This window comes from Chromobacterium sp. ASV23, assembly GCF_016428945.1.
GTDB classification, from domain to species: domain Bacteria; phylum Pseudomonadota; class Gammaproteobacteria; order Burkholderiales; family Chromobacteriaceae; genus Chromobacterium; species Chromobacterium sinusclupearum.
The window spans coordinates 35645-59882 of record NZ_JAELTR010000021.1 but is presented as its reverse complement, the minus strand read 5'-3'; the positions used below and the strand labels follow the sequence as shown (position 1 = coordinate 59882).

At 65.0% G+C, this 24238-nt stretch carries 21 protein-coding genes; 11 read left to right on the top strand and 10 right to left on the bottom strand.

Annotated elements, in window-relative coordinates:
* Positions 1 to 229: 229 nt before the first annotated feature.
* Positions 230 to 583: a hypothetical protein gene (locus JHD59_RS10835; RefSeq protein WP_158248779.1), complete on the top strand. Its 354-nt coding sequence runs from the start codon at positions 230 to 232 to the stop codon at positions 581 to 583.
* Between the two features lie 62 nt (positions 584 to 645).
* Positions 646 to 1098 (top strand): hypothetical protein, encoded by a 453-nt coding sequence (locus JHD59_RS10830; RefSeq protein ID WP_199154238.1) that lies wholly within the window; start codon positions 646 to 648, stop codon positions 1096 to 1098.
* Positions 1099 to 1102: 4 nt separating this feature from the next.
* On the opposite strand, the gene JHD59_RS10825 is transcribed toward JHD59_RS10830, so the two are convergent.
* Together JHD59_RS10825 and JHD59_RS10820 are read right to left on the bottom strand one after the other, a co-directional pair.
* A complete protein-coding gene (locus JHD59_RS10825; RefSeq protein WP_199154237.1) occupies positions 1103 to 2077 on the bottom strand; it encodes a quinone oxidoreductase in 975 nt (324 codons plus the stop codon).
* A gap of 80 nt (positions 2078 to 2157) precedes the next feature.
* Positions 2158 to 2739: a YqiA/YcfP family alpha/beta fold hydrolase gene (locus JHD59_RS10820; protein WP_199154236.1), complete on the bottom strand. Its 582-nt coding sequence runs from the start codon at positions 2737 to 2739 to the stop codon at positions 2158 to 2160.
* A gap of 190 nt (positions 2740 to 2929) precedes the next feature.
* On the opposite strand from JHD59_RS10820, the gene JHD59_RS10815 reads away from it, so the two are divergent.
* The 3 genes from JHD59_RS10815 (at position 2930) to JHD59_RS10805 (ending at position 4403) form a co-directional block, all read left to right on the top strand.
* On the top strand, positions 2930 to 3337 hold the full coding sequence (locus JHD59_RS10815) for a hypothetical protein (RefSeq protein WP_103320979.1): 408 nt from the start codon (positions 2930 to 2932) through the stop codon (positions 3335 to 3337).
* Positions 3338 to 3468: 131 nt separating this feature from the next.
* Complete coding sequence (locus JHD59_RS10810) at positions 3469 to 3888, top strand: MarR family winged helix-turn-helix transcriptional regulator (RefSeq protein WP_304491476.1); 420 nt, start codon at positions 3469 to 3471, stop codon at positions 3886 to 3888.
* An 86-nt stretch (positions 3889 to 3974) separates the two neighbouring features.
* Positions 3975 to 4403, top strand: coding sequence for an organic hydroperoxide resistance protein (locus tag JHD59_RS10805; RefSeq protein ID WP_304491475.1), 429 nt, complete (start codon positions 3975 to 3977; stop codon positions 4401 to 4403).
* Between the two features lie 67 nt (positions 4404 to 4470).
* Here the strand turns inward: JHD59_RS10805 and JHD59_RS10800 are convergent, their stop codons facing one another.
* From JHD59_RS10800 to JHD59_RS10780, 5 genes are all read right to left on the bottom strand, one after another.
* Complete coding sequence (locus tag JHD59_RS10800; RefSeq protein ID WP_199154235.1) at positions 4471 to 5943, bottom strand: sensor domain-containing diguanylate cyclase; 1473 nt, start codon at positions 5941 to 5943, stop codon at positions 4471 to 4473.
* A 132-nt stretch (positions 5944 to 6075) separates the two neighbouring features.
* Positions 6076 to 6813 (bottom strand): LytTR family DNA-binding domain-containing protein, encoded by a 738-nt coding sequence (locus JHD59_RS10795; RefSeq protein WP_103320983.1) that lies wholly within the window; start codon positions 6811 to 6813, stop codon positions 6076 to 6078.
* Positions 6801 to 8510: a response regulator gene (locus JHD59_RS10790; RefSeq protein WP_103320984.1), complete on the bottom strand. Its 1710-nt coding sequence runs from the start codon at positions 8508 to 8510 to the stop codon at positions 6801 to 6803. Before JHD59_RS10790 ends, JHD59_RS10795 begins: the two co-directional genes overlap by 13 nt.
* 139 nt (positions 8511 to 8649) lie before the next feature.
* The gene (locus JHD59_RS10785) at positions 8650 to 10779 is read right to left on the bottom strand and encodes a UvrD-helicase domain-containing protein (protein ID WP_199154234.1); all 2130 of its coding nucleotides are present in this window, start codon (positions 10777 to 10779) and stop codon (positions 8650 to 8652) included.
* A gap of 64 nt (positions 10780 to 10843) precedes the next feature.
* Complete coding sequence (locus JHD59_RS10780) at positions 10844 to 11599, bottom strand: ABC transporter substrate-binding protein (protein WP_199154233.1); 756 nt, start codon at positions 11597 to 11599, stop codon at positions 10844 to 10846.
* Positions 11600 to 11773: 174 nt separating this feature from the next.
* Between JHD59_RS10780 and metH the strand changes: the two genes are divergently transcribed.
* On the top strand, positions 11774 to 15487 hold the full coding sequence (gene metH / locus JHD59_RS10775; protein WP_199154232.1) for a methionine synthase: 3714 nt from the start codon (positions 11774 to 11776) through the stop codon (positions 15485 to 15487).
* On the top strand, positions 15477 to 15989 hold the full coding sequence (locus JHD59_RS10770) for a DUF2878 family protein (RefSeq protein WP_199154231.1): 513 nt from the start codon (positions 15477 to 15479) through the stop codon (positions 15987 to 15989). The genes metH and JHD59_RS10770 overlap by 11 nt, the downstream gene beginning before the upstream one ends.
* Before the next feature lie 52 nt (positions 15990 to 16041).
* Here the strand turns inward: JHD59_RS10770 and JHD59_RS10765 are convergent, their stop codons facing one another.
* The 3 genes from JHD59_RS10765 to JHD59_RS10755 all read right to left on the bottom strand — a co-directional run bounded on the left by JHD59_RS10765 (position 16042) and on the right by JHD59_RS10755 (position 20229).
* A complete protein-coding gene (locus tag JHD59_RS10765) occupies positions 16042 to 17304 on the bottom strand; it encodes a DUF4010 domain-containing protein (protein ID WP_199154230.1) in 1263 nt (420 codons plus the stop codon).
* Between the two features lie 220 nt (positions 17305 to 17524).
* The gene (locus JHD59_RS10760; RefSeq protein WP_199154229.1) at positions 17525 to 18913 is read right to left on the bottom strand and encodes an aminopeptidase P family protein; all 1389 of its coding nucleotides are present in this window, start codon (positions 18911 to 18913) and stop codon (positions 17525 to 17527) included.
* A 98-nt stretch (positions 18914 to 19011) separates the two neighbouring features.
* Positions 19012 to 20229, bottom strand: coding sequence for a benzoate/H(+) symporter BenE family transporter (locus tag JHD59_RS10755; RefSeq protein ID WP_199154228.1), 1218 nt, complete (start codon positions 20227 to 20229; stop codon positions 19012 to 19014).
* A 119-nt stretch (positions 20230 to 20348) separates the two neighbouring features.
* On the opposite strand from JHD59_RS10755, the gene JHD59_RS10750 reads away from it, so the two are divergent.
* The 4 genes from JHD59_RS10750 to JHD59_RS10735 are packed head-to-tail and all read left to right on the top strand — an operon-like array spanning position 20349 to position 24192.
* Positions 20349 to 21776 carry a PLP-dependent aminotransferase family protein gene (locus JHD59_RS10750; protein ID WP_199154227.1) on the top strand — a complete coding sequence of 476 codons (1428 nt, stop codon included), beginning with the start codon at positions 20349 to 20351 and terminating at the stop codon, positions 21774 to 21776.
* A complete protein-coding gene (locus JHD59_RS10745) occupies positions 21770 to 22282 on the top strand; it encodes a GNAT family N-acetyltransferase (RefSeq protein ID WP_199154226.1) in 513 nt (170 codons plus the stop codon). Before JHD59_RS10750 ends, JHD59_RS10745 begins: the two co-directional genes overlap by 7 nt.
* Positions 22283 to 22291: 9 nt before the next feature.
* Positions 22292 to 23383, top strand: coding sequence for an NAD(P)/FAD-dependent oxidoreductase (locus tag JHD59_RS10740; protein ID WP_199154225.1), 1092 nt, complete (start codon positions 22292 to 22294; stop codon positions 23381 to 23383).
* Between the two features lie 47 nt (positions 23384 to 23430).
* Positions 23431 to 24192 carry a DeoR family transcriptional regulator gene (locus JHD59_RS10735; RefSeq protein WP_199154245.1) on the top strand — a complete coding sequence of 254 codons (762 nt, stop codon included), beginning with the start codon at positions 23431 to 23433 and terminating at the stop codon, positions 24190 to 24192.
* Positions 24193 to 24238 lie beyond the last annotated feature (46 nt).

Here is a 24238-nt window from a genome sequence, read left to right as displayed (position 1 = left end):
TTTACAGATGTTAAGCTGGTGCCCCGCGCTACAGTCCTTAACAATTGTGCCGCCAGAACTGACGTATGAGCAAATGCTTGCGTTTAAGCTGAAGCAACTGTCGAAAACCTGCGGCGCAACCCCTTTGTTGCCGCGTGATGGTTTCAAACGGTCCGTGGCCTTCCGGGCCGGTCTTGATCGGGGAATGACTTGAGCATGAAGGGTTCCCCCCCGCCGTGGACAAGGTAAAATGGCGACTATGAAGCGATATCTGATCACTCTGCTGAGCGCAAGCCTGTTGCTGCAACAGGCGGCATGGTCGCGTCCGCAGAAAGAATCGCCGCCGCAGCGCGACAGGGGAACCTGGAATCAGATGTCGCGCAAAACCTGCGAAGCCAATCGCAATTGTCCAGACAGCCGCCGCCTGCAGGAGTTGCAGCTGCGCGAGGCCGCGCGCAATGGCGATATCGGCTTCGATCCGGCGCGCCATCAAAAACGCATGATGCCGCCGCCGCCGGACGGCCATCCACAAACTATACCCAGCAAGCCCAATTTTTGGCAGGATAAGCACAGGCAGGAACTGGAGCACAGCCAGTCCGAATAAGAGAGCGGCACTTGAATGCCGCAGGGTTCCGAATTGTCGTCCGACCGGGAAGGGACGCCGCGATGAAGCAGCAGGGGACATCCAGATGGCAGGGCTATCTGCGGGCCGGTTTGGGCTTGCTGCTGCTCTGCCAGTACGGCTATGCGGCGGCGCCCGCCATCGATGAGGACTGCAGCCGCGCCGTGGCGCCGCAGCGTTGCCTGCTGTACCGCCAAGGACTGCGCAGTTGCCAGGATCTTGGCGAATCGCACCGGCGAACCTGTCTGGCCTACTATACCCCCGCCCTGAATTGCCAACGCCAGCGCGATGCCAAGCGTTGCGAGGCGCTGGTCGCGGCTCAGACTTCCTGCGAAGGCGCGCTCGGCGCGGCGCGCCGGAAATGCGTGGACGAAAGGCTGCCGGCGGCCGACTGCAGCCGCGGGCAGCCGGGCTGCGGCACCGCCGACGAAGGATGCGACGGCGGCCGGGGACGCGATGCCCGCGAGTGCGCGCCGCCTCTGCCCTTGGGCGATTGAGGCTTCAGGGCAGCAGGATCACCGAGCCGGTGGTCTTGCGCGCTTCCAGGTCGCGGTGCGCCTGGGCCGCCTCGGCCAGCGGATAGCGATGGGACGGCGCCAGCTTGATCGTGCCGTCTTCCAGGCGGCGGAACAGCGCGGCCGAGGACGCTTCCAGCTCGGCGCGGCTGGCGATGTAGTCGCCTAGCTTGGGCCGGGTCAGGAACAAAGAGCCGCGCTTGGTCAGCTCCAGCGGCGATACCGCCGGCACGGGGCCGGAGGCGTTGCCGAAAGTCACCATCATGCCGCGCGGACTCAGGCTGTCCAGCGAGGCTTCGAACGTGCTCTTGCCCACCGAATCGAATACCACCGGCACGCCTTTGCCGCCGGTGATCTCGCGCACTCGCGCCGCGACGTCTTCCTCGCTGTAATTGATGACATGGGCGGCGCCCAGCCGGCGCGCGATCTCGCCCTTGGCCGCCGAGCCGACGGTGGCGATGACCTGCACCCCCATCGCCGACAGCCACTGCAATGCGATCTGGCCGACGCCGCCAGCGGCGGCATGCCATAGCACGGTCTGGCCCGGCTGCACCGGGAAGGTGCGTTGTACCAGGTATTCGACGGTCATGCCCTGCAGCATCGCGCAGGCGGCCGTTTCGTCGGCGATGCCGGCCGGCAGCTTGAGCAGATGCTCCGCGGCGATCAGCCGCTCGCTCGAATACGCGCCCAAAGGCCCGCCGGCGTAGGCGACGCGATCGCCTGCTCGCAGCCAGTCCACGCCCTCGCCCACGGCAAGCACCACGCCGGCCGCTTCGCTGCCCAGGCCGCTGGGCAGGGGCAGCGGATACAGGCCGCTGCGCTGGTAGGTATCGATGAAATTGACGCCGATGGTGCTATGGCGCAGATGCACTTCGCCCGGCCCGGGCCGGCCGATCTCCACATTTTCCAGATTCAGCACTTCCGGGCCGCCGGTGGCGGCGAAAACGATCTTCTGACTCATGGGCAACTCCTCGCGGAAAATATCGGATCAGTGTGCCGCCGCGCCTCACGGCGAACAAGCGCAGCGCGCTGAACGGGGCGTCAAGAAAGTTTGGACAATTGTTTTTGGCCCCAGGCCACCACGTCCGGCAATACCTTGGGCCAGTTGTTCAAGCGGTGGTCGTCGCCGTTGAATACGGTTTGTCGGCTGCCGCTGTAATGTCGCGCGGCTTCGCGCCAATCCAGCACTTCGTCGCGGCTGCCCAGCAGCAGCCAGTAGCGTCCCGCCGTCGGTTTATCCGTTTTTTGCGCCTGCAGCGCCGTCAGATCGGCGTCGCCCAGGGTATAGACCTCGCCGGTATACGGATTGGTCTGTTCCCCGGCGAAGCGCGCCAGGTCGCGGTCGGGCTGGATGGCGGGATTGATCAGCGCCGCCGGCCGGCCGTGGCGCTCGGCCAGATAGCTGGCGTAGAAGCCGCCCAGCGAGCTGCCTATCAGCAAGGTGTCGGCCGGCAGCGACAGCAGCAGCGTTTCCGCCTGGCGGATGGCTTCGGCCGGATGCGGCGACAGTTTGGGGCAGTGAAATTCGATATCCGGCGCATGCAGGTTCAGCCAGGCGGCGGTTTCGCCGGCTTTCAGCGATTTGGGGCTGGAGTTGAAACCATGAAGATAGACGATGTGCATGACGGCATCCAGAGTAACGATGAGCCCATGGTACGCCGCGTGTCATCGATTGTCAGTGCCGGGTAAACCCGATGGCCGATGTTGTTAATATCGAGTAAAAACTCCTTTCCAATGGTTTCCAGCCATTGTCATGGCATCCCGCAAGATGCTGAAATATGCGCCAAATATACAAGCACGAGGAGAGAACATCATGAATCATCTGCCTGCCGGCGGCCCCACCGCCACACCGCATTCGCTGGAAACCCTGATCATCGCTTGCGGCTATCTGCAGCACAGCGCCTTGCTGTTCGCCGAGGACATCGATGCCGACAAGGCGCTGATCCGTTCCGGTTTTTGTCCGCTGCATCAGGTGCAGCTGGATGCCCAGGGCGGCATGCGGGTGTTCGCTGAAGTGCACGAGGAGGTGAACGCCTTGCTGCGCGACAGCCATACCTTGCGTTTCGCTCTGCACGAGATGCTGATGCAGTTTGGTCCGAGCGTATGCAATGATGCGCTGGCGCGCATCGTGTTGCAGGGCGTCAACTCATTGGCGGATTGGCAGCAGGCCTGCCGTTCGCTGGCCGATCTGGGCCGCGGCCCGGTGCGGGTGGCGGCCTGAAGCCGATCGCGCCGTCGGTGCAGGCTGACGGCGCGTAGCGCGCCCCATCAATAAAATAGCTTGCAATTAAATTGTGTGCTATTTAATATGCAGCCATGGAAACCAAAGATTGCTGTCCCCCGGGGGACGAGTTGCTGCGTTTGGATCAGCAGCTGTGTTTTGCGCTGTATTCCGCCTCGCTGGCGATGAACAAAGTGTACCGCGATAGCCTGAAACCGTTGGGCATCACGTATCCGCAATATCTGGTATTGCTGGTGTTGTGGGAACAGGATCAGCGTTCGGTGTCGGACATCGGCGACAAGCTCTATCTGGATTCGGCGACCCTGACGCCGTTGTTGAAGCGGATGGAGGCGGCAGGCTGGCTGGAGCGGCAACGATTGGCCAGCGACGAACGCGTGGTGATGGTCCGCTTGAGCGAAGCCGGCAAAGCGCTGCGAGCGCAGGCCGAGCAGATTCCGCTGCAGTTGGCATGCCGCAGCGGACTGCAATTGGATGAGATCGCGCATTTGCGGCAGGCCTTGTGCGGTTTGCGCGATCAGTTGCTGCAGTAAACCCGTCAGGGTTTTGATAATTAAATAGTGCACTATCTAATAGTGAACATTCTCGCCGGAACGGCGATAGCCATAGGAGCAGTCTCATGAATCTTCTGCAAAAAGTGCTGTACACCGCTGAAGCCACCGCCACGGGCGGCCGCGATGGCCGGGCCGAATCGAACGACGGCGCGCTGCAAGTGAAGCTGAGCACGCCGCGCGAACTGGGCGGGGCTGGCGGCGACGGCACCAATCCCGAGCAATTGTTTGCGGCCGGTTATTCCGCCTGCTTCATCGGCGCGCTGAAGGTAGCGGCGCAACAGGCAGGCGTGCGCCTGCCGGCGGAGGTGTCGGTGACCGGCAAGGTATCGATCGGACCCATTGCCCATGGCTTCGGCATCGCCGCCAAGCTGGCGGTGTCGCTGTCCGGCATCGAGCGCGAGGCTGGGGAGAAACTGATCGAGGCTGCGCATGGCATCTGCCCGTATTCCAACGCCACGCGCGGCAATATCGAAGTCGAGCTGACCCTGGTGTAAGGTCGTTTGCGCCCATCCAAACCAAGACGCCGCCCGGCATGCCGGGCGGCGTCTTATTGTGCGGCGATCACTCTATGGTTTCGGATTCGCGGCTCAAGGATTGTTTGTTGCCGTACATCTTGCGGTCGGCCACCGCCAGCAATTCGTCAATCAGCAGGCCGTCTTCCGGGTAGTACGCGGTGCCGATGCTGACGCCGACCAGGACGCGATGCTGCTCAACCTGATAGGGAAGCTGGATGGATTGTTTCAGCCGAGTGGTCACCTTGTCGGCCTCGCGGTTGGATTCGACGTCTTCCATGAGGATCACGAACTCGTCGCCGCCGATGCGGGCGACAGTATCCTCGTCGCGCACCACATCCTGGATGCGGGCCGCGATCAATTGCAAAACCCGGTCGCCTACCACATGGCCGAAGGTGTCGTTGACCGGCTTGAAACGGTCCAAGTCGAGAAACAGCAGCGCCAGCCGCTTGCCGTTGCGGTCGACGCGGCTGATGGCGTGCTGCAGCCGGTCGTAGAACAAATTGCGGTTGGCCAGGCCCGTCAGCCGGTCGTGATTGGCCAGATGGAACAGCTGGCTTTCCCGCTGGCGCCGCAAATTGCTGCTGCGGACAAAGCTGTAACTGGCCAAGGCTAGCCCTGCGGCGAGCAGCAGGCTCAATAGCAGCCAGACCGACCATTCAAACAGGCCGATTTGCGCCCAACCCTGCTGCCAGCGCAAGGTGAGGCGCAGCGGCTGATTGCCGCCGCCCAGCATCTGAGTGGCCTCCAGGCGCGGAAACAGCAGTTGCTCCAACTGGCTGGACCCGGCGCTGCCCAGCCGCAGCGCGTGGCCATCTGGCGGTTGCGGCGGATCATCGCGATGGCGGATGCTGAGCTCCATGCCGGTGGGCAGGGACAAGTCGGCGGGCAGCAGAGAATCGGCGCGGATGAACAGCATGGCGAAATGCTTGGGTTGCAGATCGAGCATCCTGGGGGACTGTTGAGTGTCGATGTCCCGCAGCAGCGCGTAGCCGGTTTCGCCTTGCGGGAGAGTCAATTGGCGCGACAACGTGGTGCGGCCGCTGTTCAGGCTCTCTTGCAGGGCGTCGCGCAATTGCGGCTGTTGCCAGGCGTCGCGGCCTACCAGCTGTAGATTCGTTTGCGACTGCGGTTCGGCAAACATCAGCGGAAAGTATTCATCTTGTCCGGCGGGCGGTGTTGCGTCGCTGGAGAAGCCGCGCAGGCGATAGCCTTTGCCATACTCGTGTTGCAGTTTCTGTTTGAAATCAGCCAGTTGAACGGATGGGATGCGCTCAATGTGAGCCAGCGCGGAGATCTGCGGGTAGCGCCGCAGCAGCTGCAGGACAAATGGATGTTTTTGCCGAGTTTCGCTGCGATGGTCCAGCGCGCTGAAGGTGGCATAGCTGTCGAGCACGGTCTCGTTGGTCAGCAGGCGCTGTTTCAATTGCTCGGTCAACTGCTGCATCTGGTTGTTGAATTGCTGCTCCGCGCCCAACAGCGAGCGGCTGGCGATGGACAGCGCGGCCAGTGCGCTGAGCATCAGCCAAAGAGCTATGCATACAACATAAACCAGTCTTGCTTGCATGTTAAAACCATCGACATAAATTCGGCAATGACTGATTCTATAAGAATGGGGGGTTATTTTTTAGCAATAAATCGGAGAAACAGCGAATTAAGTAATAGTACGTAACGCATGGCGAGAGGCCAGCGCGGACTTGATTGCGGGGATTTGGCGGCGGCTGACCGACAGCGGCTGAGCGATGTCGCGCAGCTTGATTTGCCATTGATCGACGGCGGTTTGATTCAGCTCCTGAACCGTGTCCCGCATGACCAGGCAGCTGCGGTGGATGCGCAGCACGGCGTCGCCCAGGCGCTGCTCCAGCGCCACCAGCGCCTCGTCCAACAGGTATTCCGCGCTGCGGGTGACCAAGGTGACGTATTTCAACTCGGCCTTCAGATAGCGAACCTCGCTGAACGGCACGTTCAGCAGCCGGCCGCGCTGACGCACCACGAAGCAGGGCGGCGCGTCAGGATTGCCGCAGCGCGCCTCGGCGCGGCGCAGACCTTCGGCCAGCCGCTCGCGGCGCACCGGCTTCAGCAGGTAATCGGCGGCGTTAAGTTCAAACGCCTCCACCGCGTAATGGTCATGAGCGGTGCTGAAGATCAACTGCGGCGGCAACGGTTGCTGCCGCAGATGGCGCGCCAGGGCCATGCCGTCGCGGCCGGGCATGCCGATATCGAGCAGCACGACGTCGACCGGGTGGCGCGCCAGCCAGTCCTGGGCGGACTGGCTGTCTGCCTGACAGTGCACCTGCGTCACGCCCAGATCGCCGAGCAGCTGGCGCAGCCGCTCGCGCGCCAGCATTTCGTCGTCCACCACCAGGACGCGCAGACGGCTCAAATCACCCATTGCGGCTTGTCCATCTTGCTGACCAGCAGCCGCCACGACTGCAGGATCTTCTGGAATTTGTTGTTGGTCGGCGCCAGATCGCGCACCTTGCCCAGCAGCTCGTAGGCGCGGCGCATATGGCTTTCGTGCCAGCCGCTCTGGCTGACATAAGCCATCACGGAGTTGATCAGGTTCAGCATGATCTGCACATTCTGCGGCAACTCTTCCAAGGCCTTGATGAAGTGTTCGATCGCCGCTTCGTATTGGCCCGATTGGGCCAGCAACACCGCCTGGTTGTTCAGCTCGGACACCGATTTGACGTTGCTGGAGATCAATTGGCGGCCAACGGCGCCCAGGCCGATTTCTTCGAACATCTCGCCGAAACGAGTCAGGGCATCCTCTTCGTCGTGATGATTGCGGATCAGGTATTCCATCACCTCATTGCCGCGGCCTTCCCGGCCTTGCTGGTAGCAGGCGCGTGCGTATTCCATCTGCGCGTCCTGGTCCAGTTTGGGCAAGAGCTGGCGGAAGCGCTCGTCGGCCGTGTCCAGCAGCTCGCCCGCCTTGCCGTCTTCGCCGTTCTTGGCCTGCAGCCGGCTGTCTACCACGCCGGCCAGCCATTCCGCCTCCTCGTTGTAACGGTAGTCGTGGCGCAGATTGCCCAGGGTGCGGCTGGCGTTGGCGGTGTCGCCGCGCGCCAGCTGGATGCGGGCCAAGGTGGCGTAGTGGGTGGGGCTGCGGTGCCAGGTGTATTTGGCGATGTCCAGCGCTTGCTGATAAGCGGTCTCGGCGGTGGCGAGATCGTTGTTCATCACCGCCGCTTCCGCCAGACGCTGCTGGCGGCTGAACACCACCGGCGAAAGTTCGGCGGCCTGTTGCAAGACATGCTGCGCGCGTTTCAGATCGCCGTTGCCGCGATACAGCTTGGCCAGCCAGTCATAGGCTTCCATCACCTGGTTGTTGTCGGCCAGCACGGCCTCGAACAGCAGCCTGGCCTCATCCAGCGACTTGAGGCCGACCAGCGCCTTGGCCAGACCCATCTTGGCCCAGGTGGTGGGTTTGATGCGCAGCACCTGCATATAGGCGTCGCGCGCGGTGTCGAAGTCCTGAATCTTCAGCGCCAGCGAGCCTTTCAGGCGCATGAAGTCGAAGGCGAATTCACCGTTCTCTTCTATCTTGCGGTTGCAGGTGTCGATGGCGCTCAGGTATTCATGGTGCAGGATGCTTTCGTCCACCAGCCGGAACGCCTCGCGCTTGCGCATCGCCCTCTCCAGCCGCGCCCGCAGTACTTCGCCGGTGAACGGCTTGAGCAGGTAGTCGTCCGGCACCAGCTCGGCGGCGGAAACCACGCGTTGCGAACGGCGTTCGCCGGTGACGATCATGAAGACGCAGGATTGTTTCAGCAGATTGCGCGCGCGGATTTCCTCGAACAGATACAGGCCGTCGTAGCCGTTGCCCAGATCGTAGTCGCACAGCACCACGTCGAACTCGTACTTGGCCATCTTGGCCAGCGCGTCGCTGGGCTTGGTGGCGTATTCGACGCTGTTGGCGCCGAAGGACGACAGGGTCATCGCCATCGCCCGCTGCATCTGCGGCAGGCTGTCTATGATCAGAAACAGCCGTTTGGCGTAGGGATTGTCATAGCTGCGCTGCGCGGCGGGCCGCGCGCGTTGCGCCGGTTCCGTCGCGACGGCCGGGCTGGAGGGAGAGTCGCTCATCGCACCTGGGTCTGGCATGGTTATGGCTCAGTCGGATTGTTTTTGCGGCGGGCATGCTCCACTTCGGCCCGGTTTGTCGATCCGCCGCCCCCTGCTGTTGTCTTGCCGCGGCGCGCCGCGGCTCAGGGGGCAGCGTTTCTTAGGCTGGCGTCAGTTTGGCGTAGCGCAAGTCCAGCCACTTTACTCCATGTTCGGCGAAGTTGATCTGCAAGCGCACATCCTCCCCGTTGCCTTCGGCGTCTATCACCACGCCGATTCCGAACTTGGCGTGGCTGACCGCCTGGCCGATGGACAGGCCGTAGGCGTTGTCGGCCTGGCGGCGCGGCATAGCGGCGCGCCGCGGCGCAACGGGTGTTTTCACTGTAGCAGACAGCGAGTGAATCAGTTCGCCTGGAATCTCGTCGATGAAGCGCGACGGGATCGGATACCGGCTCTGGCCATGCAGCATGCGGCTTTGCGCGCTGGACAGATACAGCCGCTTGCGGGCGCGGGTGATGGCCACATACATCAACCGGCGCTCTTCCTGCAGGCCCTTGCCGTCCATGATGCTGTTTTCGTGCGGGAACAGGCCTTCTTCCAGACCGCTGACGAACACCGCGTCGAACTCCAGGCCCTTGGCGGCATGCACCGTCATCAGCTGCAAGGCGTCGCTGCCGGCGTCGGCCTGGTGTTCGCCGGCCTCCAGGCTGGCGGCGGACAGGAATTCGGTCAGCGCCTGCTCGGGCTGGTCGGGCAGGAAGCTGGCGGCGGCGTTGACCAGTTCGTCCAGGTTGGCCAGCCGTTCCTCGCCGTCTTTCTTGTCCTGCTCGTACATGTCGCGCAGGCCGCTGCGGTCTATGGCCAGGCTGATGGTTTCGGCCAGGCTGAAGTCGCGGCTCTGCTCGCGCAGCCGTTCGATCAGCAGCACGAATTCGCCGATCTTGGCGGCGGTGCGGCCGCTGCCGGCGCCGCAGGCGGCTTGCCACAGCGAGACGCCCTGCTCGCGGCCTATGGCCTGCAGGTTTTCCACGCTGCGCGCGCCGATGCCGCGCGCCGGCACATTGATCACGCGCAGCAGCGCGTTGTCGTCGTCCGGGTTGGCGATCAGCCGCAGATAGGCCAGCGCGTGCTTGATTTCCTGGCGCTCGAAGAAGCGCAGGCCGCCGTAGATGCGGTAGGGAATCTGGGCGTTGACCAGCACATGCTCCAGCAAACGCGATTGGGCGTTGGAGCGATACAGCACGGCCATGTCGGACAGGGCCAGGCCTTCGCGGTGCAGGCTTTTCACCTCGTCGATGATGAATTCGGCCTCGTCGCCGTCGCTGCCGGCCTGGTAGAAGCGGATTTTTTCGCCTTCGCCGGCGTCGGTCCACAGATTCTTGCCCAATCTGCCGTCGTTCTGTTCGATCAGCGCGTTGGCGGCGTTCAGGATATTGCCCATGGAGCGGTAGTTCTGCTCCAGCCGCACCGGCTCGGCGACGTGGAAATCGGACAGCAGGGCGCGCATATTGCCCACCTCGGCGCCGCGGAAGCCGTAGATGCTCTGGTCGTCGTCGCCGACGGCGAACAGCGCGCCGCGCTCGCCGGCCAACAGCTTCAGCCAAGCGTACTGCAGGCGGTTGGTATCCTGGAACTCGTCCACCAGGATGTGGCTGAAGCGGCTGCTGTAGTGCGAGCGCAGCGCTTCGTTGCGCGACAGCAGCTCGTAGCTTCTGAGCAGCAGCTCGGCGAAATCCACCACGCCTTCGCGGCGGCATTGCGCGTCGTAGGCGGCGTACAGCTCCACCAGCTTGGCTTCGTACGGGTTCAGCGCCGGCGGCAGGGCCTCGGCGCGCAGGCCGGCTTCCTTGTTGCCGTTGATATAGCTCTGCACCGCGCGCGGCGGATATTTCTCGTCCGACAGCTCCAGGCTTTTCAACAGGCGCTTGATCGCGGCTTGCTGGTCGGCGGAGTCGAGGATCTGGAAGGTTTGCGGCAGGCCGGCGTCGCGGTAGTGGATGCGCAGGAAGCGATTGCACAGGCCGTGGAAGGTGCCTATCCACATATTGCGGACATTGACCGGCACCAGCGCCGACAGCCGGGTCTGCATCTCGCGCGCGGCCTTGTTGGTGAAGGTGACCGCCAGCACGCCGGCCGGCGAGGTCTGCCCGGTGGACAACAGCCAGGCGATGCGGGTGGTCAGTACCCGCGTCTTGCCGCTGCCGGCGCCGGCCAGCACCAGCGCGCTCTTGGCGGGCCAGGTGACGGCGCGCAGTTGTTCGGGATTCAGGCCGGCTAACAGATCGCTCATGACGGGACGTTTTCGCTGCAAAAACGCCATTTTAGCATGCGTCCCCGTCAGCTCATGGCCGGCGTCACTCCTGGGCCTGATAGCGGGTCAGCATCGCCTTCAGCTTGCCGTTCTTGTGCAGCCGCTCGATGGCGCGGTTCAACTGCTCCAGCTTCAGCGGCGATTGCGGCGACAGGGCGCACATCGTCGGATGCGAGGACACCACCAGCGGGTGCAGTCTGAACGCGGCGGCTTCCTGGGCGTGGCCGCGCGCCCACCACGCATAGATGAACTCAGTGACGATGGCGACATCGCTCAACTGTTTTTCCAGCGATTTGAACAGCAATTCAAAACGCACCTCGGTTTCACGGCTGCTGCGATTGCTGGTCCACAGGTATTCCAGCTCCGGGTAGTGGTAGCCGTGCTGGGTGCCGATGCGCTTGCCGGCCAGATCGTCGAACTGGCGGATGGTCGGCAGGCCTTTCAGCGACAGCACCCGTTCGGTCAACGGGTAGATTTCCCGGCTCCAGTTCAAGCGGGCGGAATTGCCGTACCAATCAGGATTGGCGTTGCAGATGATGTCCACCTTGCCGGTTTCTATCGCCGGCTCCACCCGGCGCCGCGCCAGGATGACGAATTGCGGCTGCATGTTGAGCTCTTCGGCCAATAGTTGGCCGATATCGAGCGACAGTCCGCCTGTCAGTTTGGCGCCATCGGGCGACAGTACCGCCATGGGCGGCGCGTCGGTATCGGCGACGCCAATGCGCAAGGGTGCGGCCGAGGCGGCGGACGCGATCAGCAGCAGGCAGGAAAACCACCATTTCTTATTCGTGCTGGCCATATCGATGCGTTCTCTTAATTCTAATGAGGGCTGTCAGAAGCGGTGAAAGCCGATGTTATGATGACCGTAGCAGGCCCGGTGGCCACCAGGGGCTGTTGACGCTTGCTGAGCGATCCACGCAGCAAGCATCAACAGCCCCTAGATACCGTTTTAGACAAACACGCTGCAATTGATATGACAAAACCATTACCTCATCCAGTTTTTCAGCACCTGTCGCAACGCATTCTGATCCTGGATGGGGGCATGGGCACCATGATCCAGCGCCACCAGTTGTCCGAGGCCGACTACCGAGGCGAGCGTTTCGCCGACTGGCCCTGCGACGTCAAGGGCAATAACGACCTGCTGGTCTTGACCCGGGCCGACGTGATCGCCGGCATCCACCAAGCCTATCTGGACGCCGGCGCCGACATCGTCGAGACCAATACCTTCAACGCCACCTCCATCGCCATGGCCGACTACCGGATGGAGAGCCTGGTGTGGGAGATCAACCGCGAGGCGGCAAGGCTGGTCAAGGAACTGTGCGTGGCGGCAACCGCCCGCAACCCAGCCAAGCCCCGATTCTGCGCCGGTGTGCTCGGCCCCACCAACCGCACCTGTTCTATCAGCCCGGACGTCAACGATCCCGGCTATCGAAATGTCACTTTTGACCAACTGGTGGCAAGCTATACCGAGGCGATAGACGGCTTGGTGGCCGGCGGCGCGGATCTGCTGCTGGTGGAAACCATCTTCGACACGCTGAACGCCAAGGCGGCCGTGTTCGCCATTCATCAATACTTCGACGAGCGTCCGGATACGCCGCGCTTGCCGATCATGATTTCCGGCACCATTACCGACCAGTCCGGCCGCACGCTGACCGGCCAGACCACCGAGGCCTTCTATAACTCGCTGTCGCACGCCAATGCCGCGAGCTTCGGCCTTAACTGCGCCTTGGGCCCGGACCTGCTGCGGCCCTATGTCGAGGAATTGGCTCGGGTGTCGGCCACCTATGTGTCCGTGCACGCCAACGCCGGCCTGCCCAACGCCTTCGGCGGCTACGACCTGGAGCCGCAGGCGATGGGCGAGTATGTGCGGGAATGGGCCGAGAGCGGCTTGATCAATATCGTCGGCGGCTGTTGCGGCACCACGCCGGAACACATCGCCGCCATCGCCCAGGCGGTGGACGGCCTCGCGCCGCGGCCCTTGCCGCAGATCGAGCCCAAGTGCCGCCTGTCCGGCTTGGAGCCGTTCAACATCGGCGACGAGGATTTGTTCGTCAACGTCGGCGAGCGCACCAACGTCACCGGCAGCCGCGCTTTCGCCAAGCTGATTCTGAACGGCGACTACGCCACCGCGTTGGACGTGGCGCGGCAGCAGGTGGAGAACGGCGCCCAGGTCATCGACATCAATATGGATGAGGGCATGCTGGACGCCCACGCCGCCATGGTGCGCTTTTTGAACCTGATCGCCAGCGAGCCGGACATCGCCCGCGTGCCCATCATGATCGACTCCTCCAAGTGGGAGGTGATCGAGGCCGGCCTGAAGTGCATCCAGGGCAAGGGCATCGTCAATTCCATCTCCATGAAGGAAGGCCGCGACAAGTTCGTCGAACAGGCGCGCTTGCTGCGCCGCTACGGCGCGGCGGTGATCGTGATGGCGTTTGATGAGCAGGGCCAGGCCGATACCTACGCGCGCAAGATCGAGATCTGCGACAAGAGCTACCGCATCCTGGTGGACGAGGTGGGTTTCCCGCCGGAAGACATCATCTTCGATCCGAACATCTTCGCCGTCGCCACCGGCATCGACGAGCATGCCCGCTACGGCCTGGACTTCATCGAGGCCACCGGCTGGATCAAGCAGCACCTGCCGCACGCCAAGATATCCGGCGGCGTGTCCAATGTGTCGTTCAGTTTCCGCGGCAACAACAAGGTGCGCGAGGCCATCCACGCAGTGTTCCTGTATCACGCCATCCAGCGCGGCATGACCATGGGCATCGTCAACGCCGGCGCGCTGGAGGTGTATGACGAGGTCGATCCGGAACTGCGCGCGCGCATCGAGGACGTGGTGCTGATGCGGCAGCCCAAGGACGGCGGCGACGCGACCGAACGCCTGATCGAGCTGGCCGAGAAATTCAAGGGCGAGGCAGCCGGCGAGAAAAAGGGCGAAGACCTGGCCTGGCGTTCCTGGCCGGTGGAAAAGCGGCTGGAGCACGCGCTGGTCAAGGGCATCACCACCTTCATCGTCGAGGATACCGAGGAAGTGCGGCTGAAGTGCGCGCGGCCGATCCACGTGATCGAAGGCCCGTTGATGGACGGCATGAACGTGGTCGGCGATCTGTTCGGCGCCGGCAAGATGTTTTTGCCGCAGGTGGTGAAATCGGCCCGCGTGATGAAGGCGGCCGTCGCGCATCTGGAGCCGTTCATCGAGGAGGAAAAGATCGCGCTGGGCTTGTCCGACGCGCCGGCCAAGGGCGTGATCATCATGGCCACGGTCAAGGGCGACGTGCACGATATCGGCAAAAATATCGTCGGCGTGGTGTTGCGCTGCAATAACTACAAGGTGATAGACCTGGGCGTGATGGTGCCGTGCCAGGCCATACTCGACGCCGCGCGCGAGCATAAAGCCGACATCATCGGCCTGTCCGGCCTGATCACCCCCAGCCTGGAAGAAATGAGCCACGTGGCCAAGGAGATGCAGCGCCAGGGCTTCAGCATTCCGCTGTTGATAGGCGGGGCGACCACGTCCAAGGTGCACACGGCGGTCAAGATCGCGCCGCATTACCAACATCCGGTGGTCTACGTGCCGGACGCCAGCCGCGCGGTGGGCGTCTGCTCCAATCTGCTGTCCGACACCTTGAAGGACGCCTTCGTGCTGGAAAACGCCGCCGAGCAGCAGCGCGCTCGCGACGGCCACGCCAACAAGGCCAACCGCAGGGTGGTTTCCTTGGAGCAGGCGCGCGCCAACAAAGAGAAAATCGACTGGGCCGGCTATACGCCGCCCAAGCCGCAATGGCTGGGCGTGCGCCGTTTCGAGCACTACCCGCTCTCTGAGATTGCCGCCTATATCGACTGGACGCCGTTCTTCCAGAGCTGGGAGCTGGCCGGCCGCTTCCCGCGCATTCTCGACGACGAGATCGTCGGCGAATCGGCCCGAGCCTTGTACGCCGATGCGCAGGCCATGCTGAAGCAGATCATCGACGAGAACTGGCTCGCCGCCAACGCGGTGATCGGCCTGTTTCCGGCCAATAGCGTCAATCACGACGACATCGAAATCCGCAACCCGGACAACAGCGCCAGCCTGATGACCTGGGTGGGCCTGCGCCAGCAACTGCCCAAGATGGACGGCAAGGCCAACTGGGCGCTGGCCGATTACATCGCGCCCAAGGACAGCGGCGTGCAGGACTATATCGGCGCCTTCGCCGTGACCGCCGGCATCGGCATTGAGCCGCATGTGAAGCGCTTTGAAGACGCCAATGACGACTACTCCGCCATTCTGCTGAAGGCCCTGGCCGACCGCCTGGCCGAGGCTTTCGCCGAGCTGATGCACGCCCGCGTGCGGCGCGAGTTCTGGGGCTACGCCGCCGACGAGCATATCGACAACGAAGGCTTGATCGACGAACTCTATCGCGGCATCCGCCCGGCCCCCGGCTATCCGGCCTGCCCGGACCATACGGTGAAGACCGGCTTGTTTGAGCTGTTGGACGCGCCGGCCATCGGCATGACCTTGACCGAAGGCTACGCCATGTTGCCGACGGCGGCGGTGTCCGGCTTCTACTTCAGCCACCCGCAATCGCGCTACTTTGGCGTCGGCAAGGTGGAGAGGGACCAGGTGCAAAGCTACGCCGAACGCCGCGGCGTCAGCATCGAACAGGCCGAGCGCGATCTGGCGCCGAATCTGGGCTATGACGCCTGAACCTGCCGCGCCGCCCTGGCGCCGGCTGATCGCGGCCGGCCTGGCCTTCAACGGCTGGTGGCTGCTGCTGGTGTATTTCCGCGACCATCTGGCCGTGCTGACCCTGGCCGGCGCCCTGCTGGCCTGGGAGGCGTTGCCGTCCGGGCTGAGAAAGCCCGCCCTGCTGCTGGCGGCTGCCGGCAGCGCGCTGGATTTTGCCTTGGCCGCCAGCGGACTGCTGCGTTTCGTCGGCGTCGGCACCCTGCCCTTGTGGATGATGACGTTGTGGCTCAGCTTCGCCTGCTGGTGGGTCTGGCTGCTGCGGGCCTGGCGGCCGTCGCCGCGGCTCCTGGCCGCCCTGGGCGCGCTGGCGGGCCCGGCCGCCTATTACGCCGGCTTCCAGCTGCAGGCGCTGCAGCCGGGCCTGCCCTGGTGGGGATTGATGCCGATCTTGGCCTTGCTATGGGGCGTCGGTTTGCCGCAGACCTTGCGCCTGACGCTGCAAGGCCGCGCGGCGCAATGAACGAAACGGTGGATAAGTTTCAGCGTGTTGCATGGTTGTGGGTAAGCGGACTTCACGCCCATAAAACAGACGCGAGCCCCAGCCCCAGCGCCGCCAGCGCCAGCAACATCAACAGGGCCTGCCGCCCGGCTTCGCGCGACCCCAGCGACAGCGCGTAACACCCCTTGGCCACGTTATTGGCCGAGGCGGCGATCAAAATGGCCGCGGCCGCCACCGGCAGCGGCGTCAGCTGCGGCGTGGACTGGGTGATGCCCATGATGAACGGGTCCACGTCGCTGACGCCCATCACCGCCGCCAGCGTGTAGACGCCGGCCGCGCCCAGGTATTGCGCCGCCAGCCGGGTGGCTACCAGCATGGCGATGAACAGCACCGCAAACAGCAGGGCAGTGCTGATTTCCAGCGGGTTTTTCGGCTGATAGGCTTCGTTGGCCACGGCGGCGTCCGATCCGCTCTTGGACCACAGCCAGCCGCCCAGCAGCGCCAGCGCCGCCAATAGCGAAAACAGCGGCCACAGCCGCAATAGCAGCGCGAAATTGAACAGCGCCAGGAAGGCCATCAGCCGCAGATACATCATGCCGGAAGCCATCACGATGGCCCCGGCGTACACGCGCGGCGCGGCGGCGCCGGCGGAACGCCGCGCCAGCACCACCGTGGTGACGGTGGACGAATAGGCGCCGCCGGCCAGCGCCGCCAGCAACAGACCGCCGCGCCCCTGGCGCAGCCGCTGCAGCAAATAACTGCCATAAGAAATGGCGCTGACCGCCACCACCACCAGCCAGGTGTTGAACGGATTGATCTGGAAGCGGCTCATGGCCTGGTTGGGCAGCAGTGGCAGAATCACCGCGGCCAGCAGCAGAAACTGGGTGAAGATGAGGATGTCCGTCGGGTCGATGCGTTGGGCCAGGGTTTCCAGCCGCGTCTTGAATTCCAGCAGCAGCAGGCTGGCCACAGTCAGCGTGGCGGCCAGCCAGTACAGCTCGCGGCAGACCAGCACGCCGATCAGATAGGTGGCCAGGCCGGTCATCTCGGTGGTGACGCTGGAATAGCCGGAGCCGCTGAGCTTGTGCCAGTACGACATCAGCAGGAAAGCCGCCACCACCGCGAAGCCCAGCGCCACCGGCATCCATTCGCCGTGCGCCAGCGTGGCGATGACATAGCCGATCAGCCCGATCAGCGGATAGGTGCGCACGCCGCCGAAGGCGTATTTATCGCCGCCGGCCTTGCGCTCTTCCCGCTCCAAGCCAATCAGGAAGGCCAGGAACAGCACCAGGGTGATTTGCGTCGCTTCGGGCGGCAGCCAGTCCAGATAGCGCATGGGGAGGGGTTTCCGTTTGAAACGGTACTGTCTTCAAGATATCCCGTATGGATGGCGGTGTACACCCGCGATGTCGTCGCGCGCAGGATAGTTGATTCGGGTCAGGCGCGCGGGCTGTGGATCAATCGGCTATTGGGCTGGAGTTGTGGATAAGTCGGCGCCGGGCCAACAAAAAACCCGCGTCTGGCGACGCGGGTTGCGGGATGGCTACGGCAGGCGCTTATACCGCCATCACCGCTTCGATCTCGTCCACCGTTTTCGGAATCGGCTCGCCCAGCACGCGGCTGCCCTCTGCCGTCACCAGCACGTTGTCTTCGATGCGGATGCCGCCGAAGTCGGCGTATTCGCGGAACTTGGCGTAGTTGATGAAGGCGCTGTGGCGTTCTTCCTTCTCCCAGGCTTCGATCAGCGCCGGAATGAAGTAAACGCCCGGCTCCACCGTCACCACCATGCCAGCCTTCAGCGGCTTGCCCAGCCGCAGATAACCCAGGCCGAACAGCGGGCTGCGCTCGGCGCCGTCGCCGTAACCGACCAGGTCTTCGCCCAATGCTTCCATATCATGCACGTCCATGCCGATCTGGTGGCCCAGGCCATGCGGGAAGGCGATGGCATAAGCGCCGGATTCGACGATGGCGTCGACGTCGCCGCGGAAGAAGCCCAGCTCGGCCATGCGCTCCACCATCACGGCGGCGGACAGCTTGTGGATGTCCTGGTATTTGACGCCGGGTTTGATGGCGGCGATGGCGGCCTCCTGCATCTCCAGCACGATGTCGTACAGCTCGCGCTGGCGGGTGGAGAACTTGCCGCCCACCGGGAAGGTGCGGGTGATGTCGCTGGCGTAGCCGCCGCCGCTGGCGCAGCCGGTGTCGTTCAGCACCAGGTCGCCTTGCTGCAGTACATTGCCGTGGCCATGGTTGTGCAGCACTTCGCCGCGCTTGGAGAAGATGGACGGGTAGGCCAGGTGCCAGTCATGGCGGCGCATGATGCCTTCCATGATGCCCACCACTTGGTATTCCAGCACGCCCGGCTTGGCGTTTTGCATGGCCGCGATATGCATGGCGTGAGTCACGCCCAGCGCGTTTTCCATCTCGGCGATCTCTTCCTCGCCCTTGATTTCGCGCAGCGCCACCACGGCGCGGGTCAGCGCCGGACAGAAGCCGGCCTTCACCTCGGCCGGATGCACGTCCAGCAGACGGCCCATTTCGATCAGCGTCTCGCCGCGGTACGGTGCCAGGTAGCGCACGGGGCGGCCGGCGGCGCGGGCCTCGGCCAGCAGTTGCGCCAGCTCGGCGTACGGGCGGCTGCGGCCCACGGCAGCCTTGGCGGCGCGTTCGGACAAGCTGGGCAGCGGGCCGGTCCAGACGATGTCGGACACGTCCGGATCATTGCCGAACAGGGTGGCTTCGCCGCTGTCGGCGTCGATCACGCCGGCCAGGCCCGGCTCGTTCAGGCCGAAGAAGTAGCGGAAGCTGGAGTCCTGCACAAAAGGCAGGGTGTTGTCGTGGTAGTTCATCGGCGAGTCGACATTGCCGACGAACAGCAGCAGGCCGGACAGGCCAGCCTGTTGCAGGCGGGCGCGGCGCGCGGCGAAGACGGAAGGGGCGAACATGCTTTTCTCCTTTTGCCGCAGGGCGGCTAAGCATGCCGCTGCGGATAGATTTAGCCGTCTAACTTATCACGCGCCGGCCCGGGCGGCCAGCCGCCGGCTCAAGGGGCGGCCGCGGTTTCGGCCTGGGAAGGCGCAGGCTTGGCGGGTTGCAACAGCCGGCGCAGCAGGCCGCCGGCCAGCATGGCCCACAAGGGCGCGCCCAGGCCGGCGATGCTGATGCCGGAGGCCGCCACCACGAAGGTCAGCAGCGCCGCTTCGCGGTGTTCGCCATCGGCCAGCGCCGCGCCCAAGGACGAAGCCAGGGTGCCGAACAGCGCCAGCCCGGCGGCGGTCACCACCAGCGCCTTGGGCAGCAACAGCACCAGGGCGGCCAGCGCGCCGCCGGCCAGGCCCAAGACGATGTAGAACAGGCCGCAGAACAGTCCGGCCACGTAGCGGCGGCTGCGGTCCGCATGCGCTTCCGGGCCGGTGCAGATGGCGGCGATGATGGCGGCCAGCGTCACGCCGTGGCCGCCGAACGGCGCGGTCAATATGGACGCGATGCCCAGCGCGGTGACTGGGGAGCGAGCGGGAACGCTATAGCCAAAGGTGCGCAGCACCGCCATGCCGGGCAGAAACTGGCTGGTCAAGGCCAGCAGGGCCAGCGGCAAGGCCAGATTGATGAAAGCGGACCACGACCAGGCCGGCATGGTGAAGGCCGGGCCGGCGATGCCGGAGAGCGCGCCGGCCGGCGGCGTGTGGAGCTGTCCTTGGCCCGCGCACAGCGCCACGCCCAGCGCGATGGCCGCCAGCAGCGCCCAGCGCGGAAACCAGCGGCGGCCCGCAAAAAACAGCGCCGCCATCGGCAGCACCAACGCCAGCTGTTGCGCGGCCTCGGTCACCACCTCGCCGACAAAATGGAACAGGATGCCGGCCAGCAGCGCCGCCGCCAGCGCCGGCGGAAACAGCGCCATCAACCTATCGAACAGGCCGCTGATGCCCACCAGCGTCACGATGGCCGCCGCGGCCAGGAAGGCGCCGATAGCCTCCGGGTAAGGCACGCCGGGCAAGGCCGTCAGCAGCAGCGCCGCGCCGGGCGTGCTCCAGGCGGTGATCACCGGGGCCTTCCAGCGCCAGCTCAGCCACAGGCCGGCCACGCCGGAGCCGATGGACACCGCCCACACCCAGGAGCCGAGCTGGCCGGCGCTGAGGCCGGCCGATTGCGCGGCATGGACGATGATCAGAAACGGGCCGGAATAACCGACCAGCAAGGCCAGCGCGGCGGCCAGGGCCGAGGACGGCGCGGCGTCGCGCCGCAGGGTGTGCCAAAACTTCATGAGCGGGCTTTCTTGAATCAAGACGAATAGCGGCAGCGTGCCATGCCGGCCGCCTGCTTCCTCCCACAAGCCGGGTAAACAGTTTGTATGCGGCGCAATCTGTTTGATATAACAGTTGGATGGAAGCGATCTACCAAGACATAGCCCGCCAATTGGCGGCCAGAATGGACGCCGGCGAATTTCCGCCCGGCAGCCGCTTGCCGTCGGTGCGACAGCTGGCGGCAAGCCACGGCGTCAACAGCCTGACCGCGCTGGCCGCCTACCGCTGGCTGGAACAGAAGCAGCGGGTGGTGGCGCGGCCGCGCGCCGGTTTCTTCGCCGCCTTGCCGGCTGCGTCGGCAGCAGCAGCCCTCCACCGCGCGCTGCCCTCGCCCGCCACGCTGGTGGAAGTGGACAGCCGCATGTCGCAGCTGGTGGCGCTGTCGGCCTCGGACGTGGCGGTGCAGCTGCACATGGCCGAGGCCCACCACAGTCTGTACCCGTCGGCCGAGCTGGCGCGGCGGCTGCAGACCGCTTTGCTGCAGCGGCCGGAGCTGATCGGCGCCTATCTGCCGGCAGCCCAGCATGAGCGGCTGTGCGGCTTGCTCAAGCAGATGGCGGCCGGCTGGCAGATGGAGGTCAAGGCGGACGAGATCCTGTTCTGCAACGGCATCACCGAGGGCATCAGCCTGGCCTTGCGCCATTTGACCCGTCCCGGCGACACGGTGGCGGTGGAAACGCCGGTCTATTTCGGCCTGCTGCAAACGCTGGCGGCGCTGGGGCTGAAGGCGCTGGAGATTCCCTGCACGCCGGACGCCGGCCTATCGCTGGAGGCCTTGGAATTTGCGCTGCAATACGGCCCGCCGGTGCGCTGCCTGGTGACGGTGACCAACTACCAGAACCCCACCGGCGCGCGCATGCCGGATGACAACAAGAAACGGCTGCTGGCGCTGTCGCGCCGCCATGGCGTCACCCTCATCGAGGACGACGTGTTCGGCGAGCTGTATTTCGGCGAGGCGCGGCCGACGCCGCTGAAAGCCTGGGACCGCGACGGCGACGTGATCTACTGCGCCTCGTTCACCAAGAGCCTGGCGCCGTCGTTCCGCCTGGGTTGGCTGTCCGGCGGCCGTCACCACGCGGCCTTGGAGCGGCTGCGCGCCAGCAGCAGCCTGGTCAGCCCGGCCTTGCTGCTGGGCACGCTGACCGATCTCTTGGCCAGCGGCGACTATGCCCGCATCAGCCAGCGGCTGCGCCGACAGCTGGCGCGGCAGATGGAGCAGGTAGCCGACGCGGTGCTGGCGGCCTTCCCGCGCGGCACCACGCTCAGGCGGCCGCAGGGCGGGCTGTTGCTGTGGGTGGAAGGACCGGAAGGATTGGACAGCGGACGGCTGCTGGAAGCGGCGCTGCGCGAGTCGATCAGCTTCGCGCCGGGCATGCTGTTCTCGGCGGAACCGCGTTTCCGCCATTGCCTGCGCTTGAACTTCGGCCAGCCTTGGGATGAGGCGCAGCGGCAAGCCATCGTCCGGCTGGGAGAGCTGGCCGCCGAGCAACTGAGGACGACATGCTAGACACCCGCATCGCCATCCGGCCGGCCCGTTTGGCCGACCTGCCCTTGCTGGCCGACATCGAGCGCCGCGCCGCCGCGCTGTTTCCGGAATCCGATCTGCCGCCGGCTTTGCGCGGCGCGGTGCTGCCGGTCGAAGCGCTGGCCGGCGCGCAGCTTGAAGGCCTGTTGTGGGTGGCGGAGGACGAAGGACGCGTGGCCGGCTTCGCCCTGGCGGAGATCGTCGACGGCCATCTGCATCTGGCCGAGATGGACGTGGACCCGGACCACGCGCGGCGCGGATTGGGCGCGGCGCTGCTGCGGCGGCTCGTCGTCGAGGCCGCGATGCGCGGCCACGTCGCCCTGACGCTGACCACCTTCGCCCATTTGCCGTGGAATGCGCCATTCTATCGCCGCCATGGCTTTCAGGATTTCGCGCCCGCCGCCGACAGCCAACTCGCGGCGCGGTTGCGCGCCGAGGCGGCGGCCGGTTTCCGCAATCGCGTCGCCTTGCGGCGCGTCATCGACTGAGGCAGCACGATGGACAGAATCGATAGCGTGGTCATCGGTGCCGGGGTGGTCGGGCTGGCGGCGGCGCGCGCGCTGGCCGAGGCCGGGCGCGAGGTGGTGATCGTGGAGGCGGAGCGGGCCATCGGCCAGCACGCCTCCAGCCGCAACAGCGAGGTGATCCACGCCGGCCTGTATTATCCGGCCGGCAGCCTGAAGGCCAGGCTGTGCGTGGCCGGACGCGACCTGCTCTACCGTTACTGCGCCGAACGCGCCATTCCGCATGCGCGACTGGGCAAGCTGATCGTCGCCAGCCGCGACGGGCAGCTGGCCAAGCTGGCGGCGCTGGAACAACAGGCGCGCGCCAATGGCGTCGCCGATATCCAGCGGCTGTCCGCCAGAGAGGCCCGCGCGCTGGAGCCGGCGCTGGATTGCGCCGCCGCCCTGCTGTCGCCGTCCACCGGCATCATAGACAGCCACGCCCTGATGCTGTCGCTGCTGGGCGATGCCGAAGCGGCCGGCGCGCAACTGGCGCTGGAATCGCCGGTCACCGGCGGCGAGGCGACAAGGGGCGGCATCGTGCTGCGCGTGGCCGGCATGGAGCTGTTGGCCGAGCGCGTGGTCAATGCCGCCGGGCTGTTCGCGCCCAGCGTCGCACTCTCCCTCGCCGGCCTGCCCGCCGCGGCGATTCCGCAGGCCCATTACGCGCGCGGCGTGTATTTCTCGCTTCAGGGCCGCGCGCCGTTTTCGCGGCTGATCTACCCGCTGCCGGAAGCCGGCGGCCTGGGCAGCCACCTGACCTTGGACCTCGCCGGCCAGGCGCGTTTCGGCCCGGACGTGGAATGGGTGGACCAGGTGGACTACCGGGTGGACCCGGCGCGCGCCGACGCCTTCTACCGCGCGGTGCGCGCCTGGTGGCCGCGGCTGCCGGACGGCGCGCTGTCGCCCGCCTACGCCGGCATCCGCGCCAAGATCGCCGGGCCGGGACAGCCGGACGCGGACTTTGTCATTCAGGGGCCTGCGGTCCACGGCGTGAAGGGCCTGGTCAACCTGTTCGGCATCGAGTCGCCGGGCCTCACCAGCTGCCTGGCCATCGCCGATGCCGTGGCCGCGCTGCTGGATTAGAGCAAATCGCTTACAATCGCCGGCAAAGGGGAGAAACCACAAGCATGCTGATCCTGAATCAACGACAACAAGAGCTGCTGGACATGGTCAGGCGCGAAAGCTATGTCAGCGTGGAGAAGCTGGCCGAACATTTTGAAGTCACCCGGCAGACCATACGCCGCGACATCACCCTGCTGGCCGAACATCAGCAGCTGCAGCGCTACCACGGCGGCGCCAGCGTATTGTCCAGCGTAGAGAATGTGGCCTACCAGGCGCGGCAGGTACTGTGCATAGAGGAAAAGCGCCGCATCGCGCGTTGTCTGGCGCGGCACATCCCGGACAACGCCTCGCTGTTCATCAATCTGGGCACCACGACGGAGGAAGTGGCCAAGGCGCTGCACCGCCATCGCGGGCTGAGGGTCATCACCAACAATCTGCACGTGGCGGAGCAGATGTGCGACTACCCGGACTGCGAGGTCATCGTGCTGGGCGGCTCGCTGAGGAAGCGCGACCGCGGCCTGACCGGCGAGGCGACGGTGCAGATGATCCGCCAGTTCCGCGTCGACTACGGCATCATCGGCGTGTCCAGCATCGAATCCGACGGCACGCTGCGCGATTACGACTACCGCGAAGTGCGCACCACCGAAGCCATCATCCAGCAGTCGCGCCAGGTGTTTCTGGCCGCGGACCACAGCAAGTTCGACCGCCCGGCGCTGGTGGAGCTGGGGCGGCTCTCCCAGATCGCCGCGTTGTTCACCGACAAGCCGGTGCCGCCGGGCATCGCCCGCCTGATGCAGGAAGGCGGCACCCAATTGCACATCGCCGAATAGCACTGATAAGTATTTTCGGCATTGCTATGCTGAAGCATCGTGTCCA

Coding starts and splice junctions, on each gene's coding strand:
- JHD59_RS10795 (WP_103320983.1), bottom strand. CDS start 6,813: ATGGGTGATTTGAGCCGTCTGCGCGTCCTGGTGGTGGACGACGAAATG.
- JHD59_RS10755 (WP_199154228.1), bottom strand. CDS start 20,229: ATGAAGTTTTGGCACACCCTGCGGCGCGACGCCGCGCCGTCCTCGGCC.
- JHD59_RS10800 (WP_199154235.1), bottom strand. CDS start 5,943: ATGCTCAGCGCACTGGCCGCGCTGTCCATCGCCAGCCGCTCGCTGTTG.
- metH (WP_199154232.1), top strand. CDS start 11,774: ATGACAAAACCATTACCTCATCCAGTTTTTCAGCACCTGTCGCAACGC.
- JHD59_RS10785 (WP_199154234.1), bottom strand. CDS start 10,779: ATGAGCGATCTGTTAGCCGGCCTGAATCCCGAACAACTGCGCGCCGTC.
- JHD59_RS10790 (WP_103320984.1), bottom strand. CDS start 8,510: ATGAGCGACTCTCCCTCCAGCCCGGCCGTCGCGACGGAACCGGCGCAA.
- JHD59_RS10765 (WP_199154230.1), bottom strand. CDS start 17,304: ATGCGCTATCTGGACTGGCTGCCGCCCGAAGCGACGCAAATCACCCTG.
- JHD59_RS10820 (WP_199154236.1), bottom strand. CDS start 2,739: ATGCACATCGTCTATCTTCATGGTTTCAACTCCAGCCCCAAATCGCTG.
- JHD59_RS10760 (WP_199154229.1), bottom strand. CDS start 18,913: ATGTTCGCCCCTTCCGTCTTCGCCGCGCGCCGCGCCCGCCTGCAACAG.
- JHD59_RS10740 (WP_199154225.1), top strand. CDS start 22,292: ATGGACAGAATCGATAGCGTGGTCATCGGTGCCGGGGTGGTCGGGCTG.
- JHD59_RS10815 (WP_103320979.1), top strand. CDS start 2,930: ATGAATCATCTGCCTGCCGGCGGCCCCACCGCCACACCGCATTCGCTG.
- JHD59_RS10745 (WP_199154226.1), top strand. CDS start 21,770: ATGCTAGACACCCGCATCGCCATCCGGCCGGCCCGTTTGGCCGACCTG.
- JHD59_RS10835 (WP_158248779.1), top strand. CDS start 230: ATGGCGACTATGAAGCGATATCTGATCACTCTGCTGAGCGCAAGCCTG.
- JHD59_RS10825 (WP_199154237.1), bottom strand. CDS start 2,077: ATGAGTCAGAAGATCGTTTTCGCCGCCACCGGCGGCCCGGAAGTGCTG.
- JHD59_RS10805 (WP_304491475.1), top strand. CDS start 3,975: ATGAATCTTCTGCAAAAAGTGCTGTACACCGCTGAAGCCACCGCCACG.
- JHD59_RS10830 (WP_199154238.1), top strand. CDS start 646: ATGAAGCAGCAGGGGACATCCAGATGGCAGGGCTATCTGCGGGCCGGT.
- JHD59_RS10770 (WP_199154231.1), top strand. CDS start 15,477: ATGACGCCTGAACCTGCCGCGCCGCCCTGGCGCCGGCTGATCGCGGCC.
- JHD59_RS10750 (WP_199154227.1), top strand. CDS start 20,349: ATGGAAGCGATCTACCAAGACATAGCCCGCCAATTGGCGGCCAGAATG.
- JHD59_RS10780 (WP_199154233.1), bottom strand. CDS start 11,599: ATGGCCAGCACGAATAAGAAATGGTGGTTTTCCTGCCTGCTGCTGATC.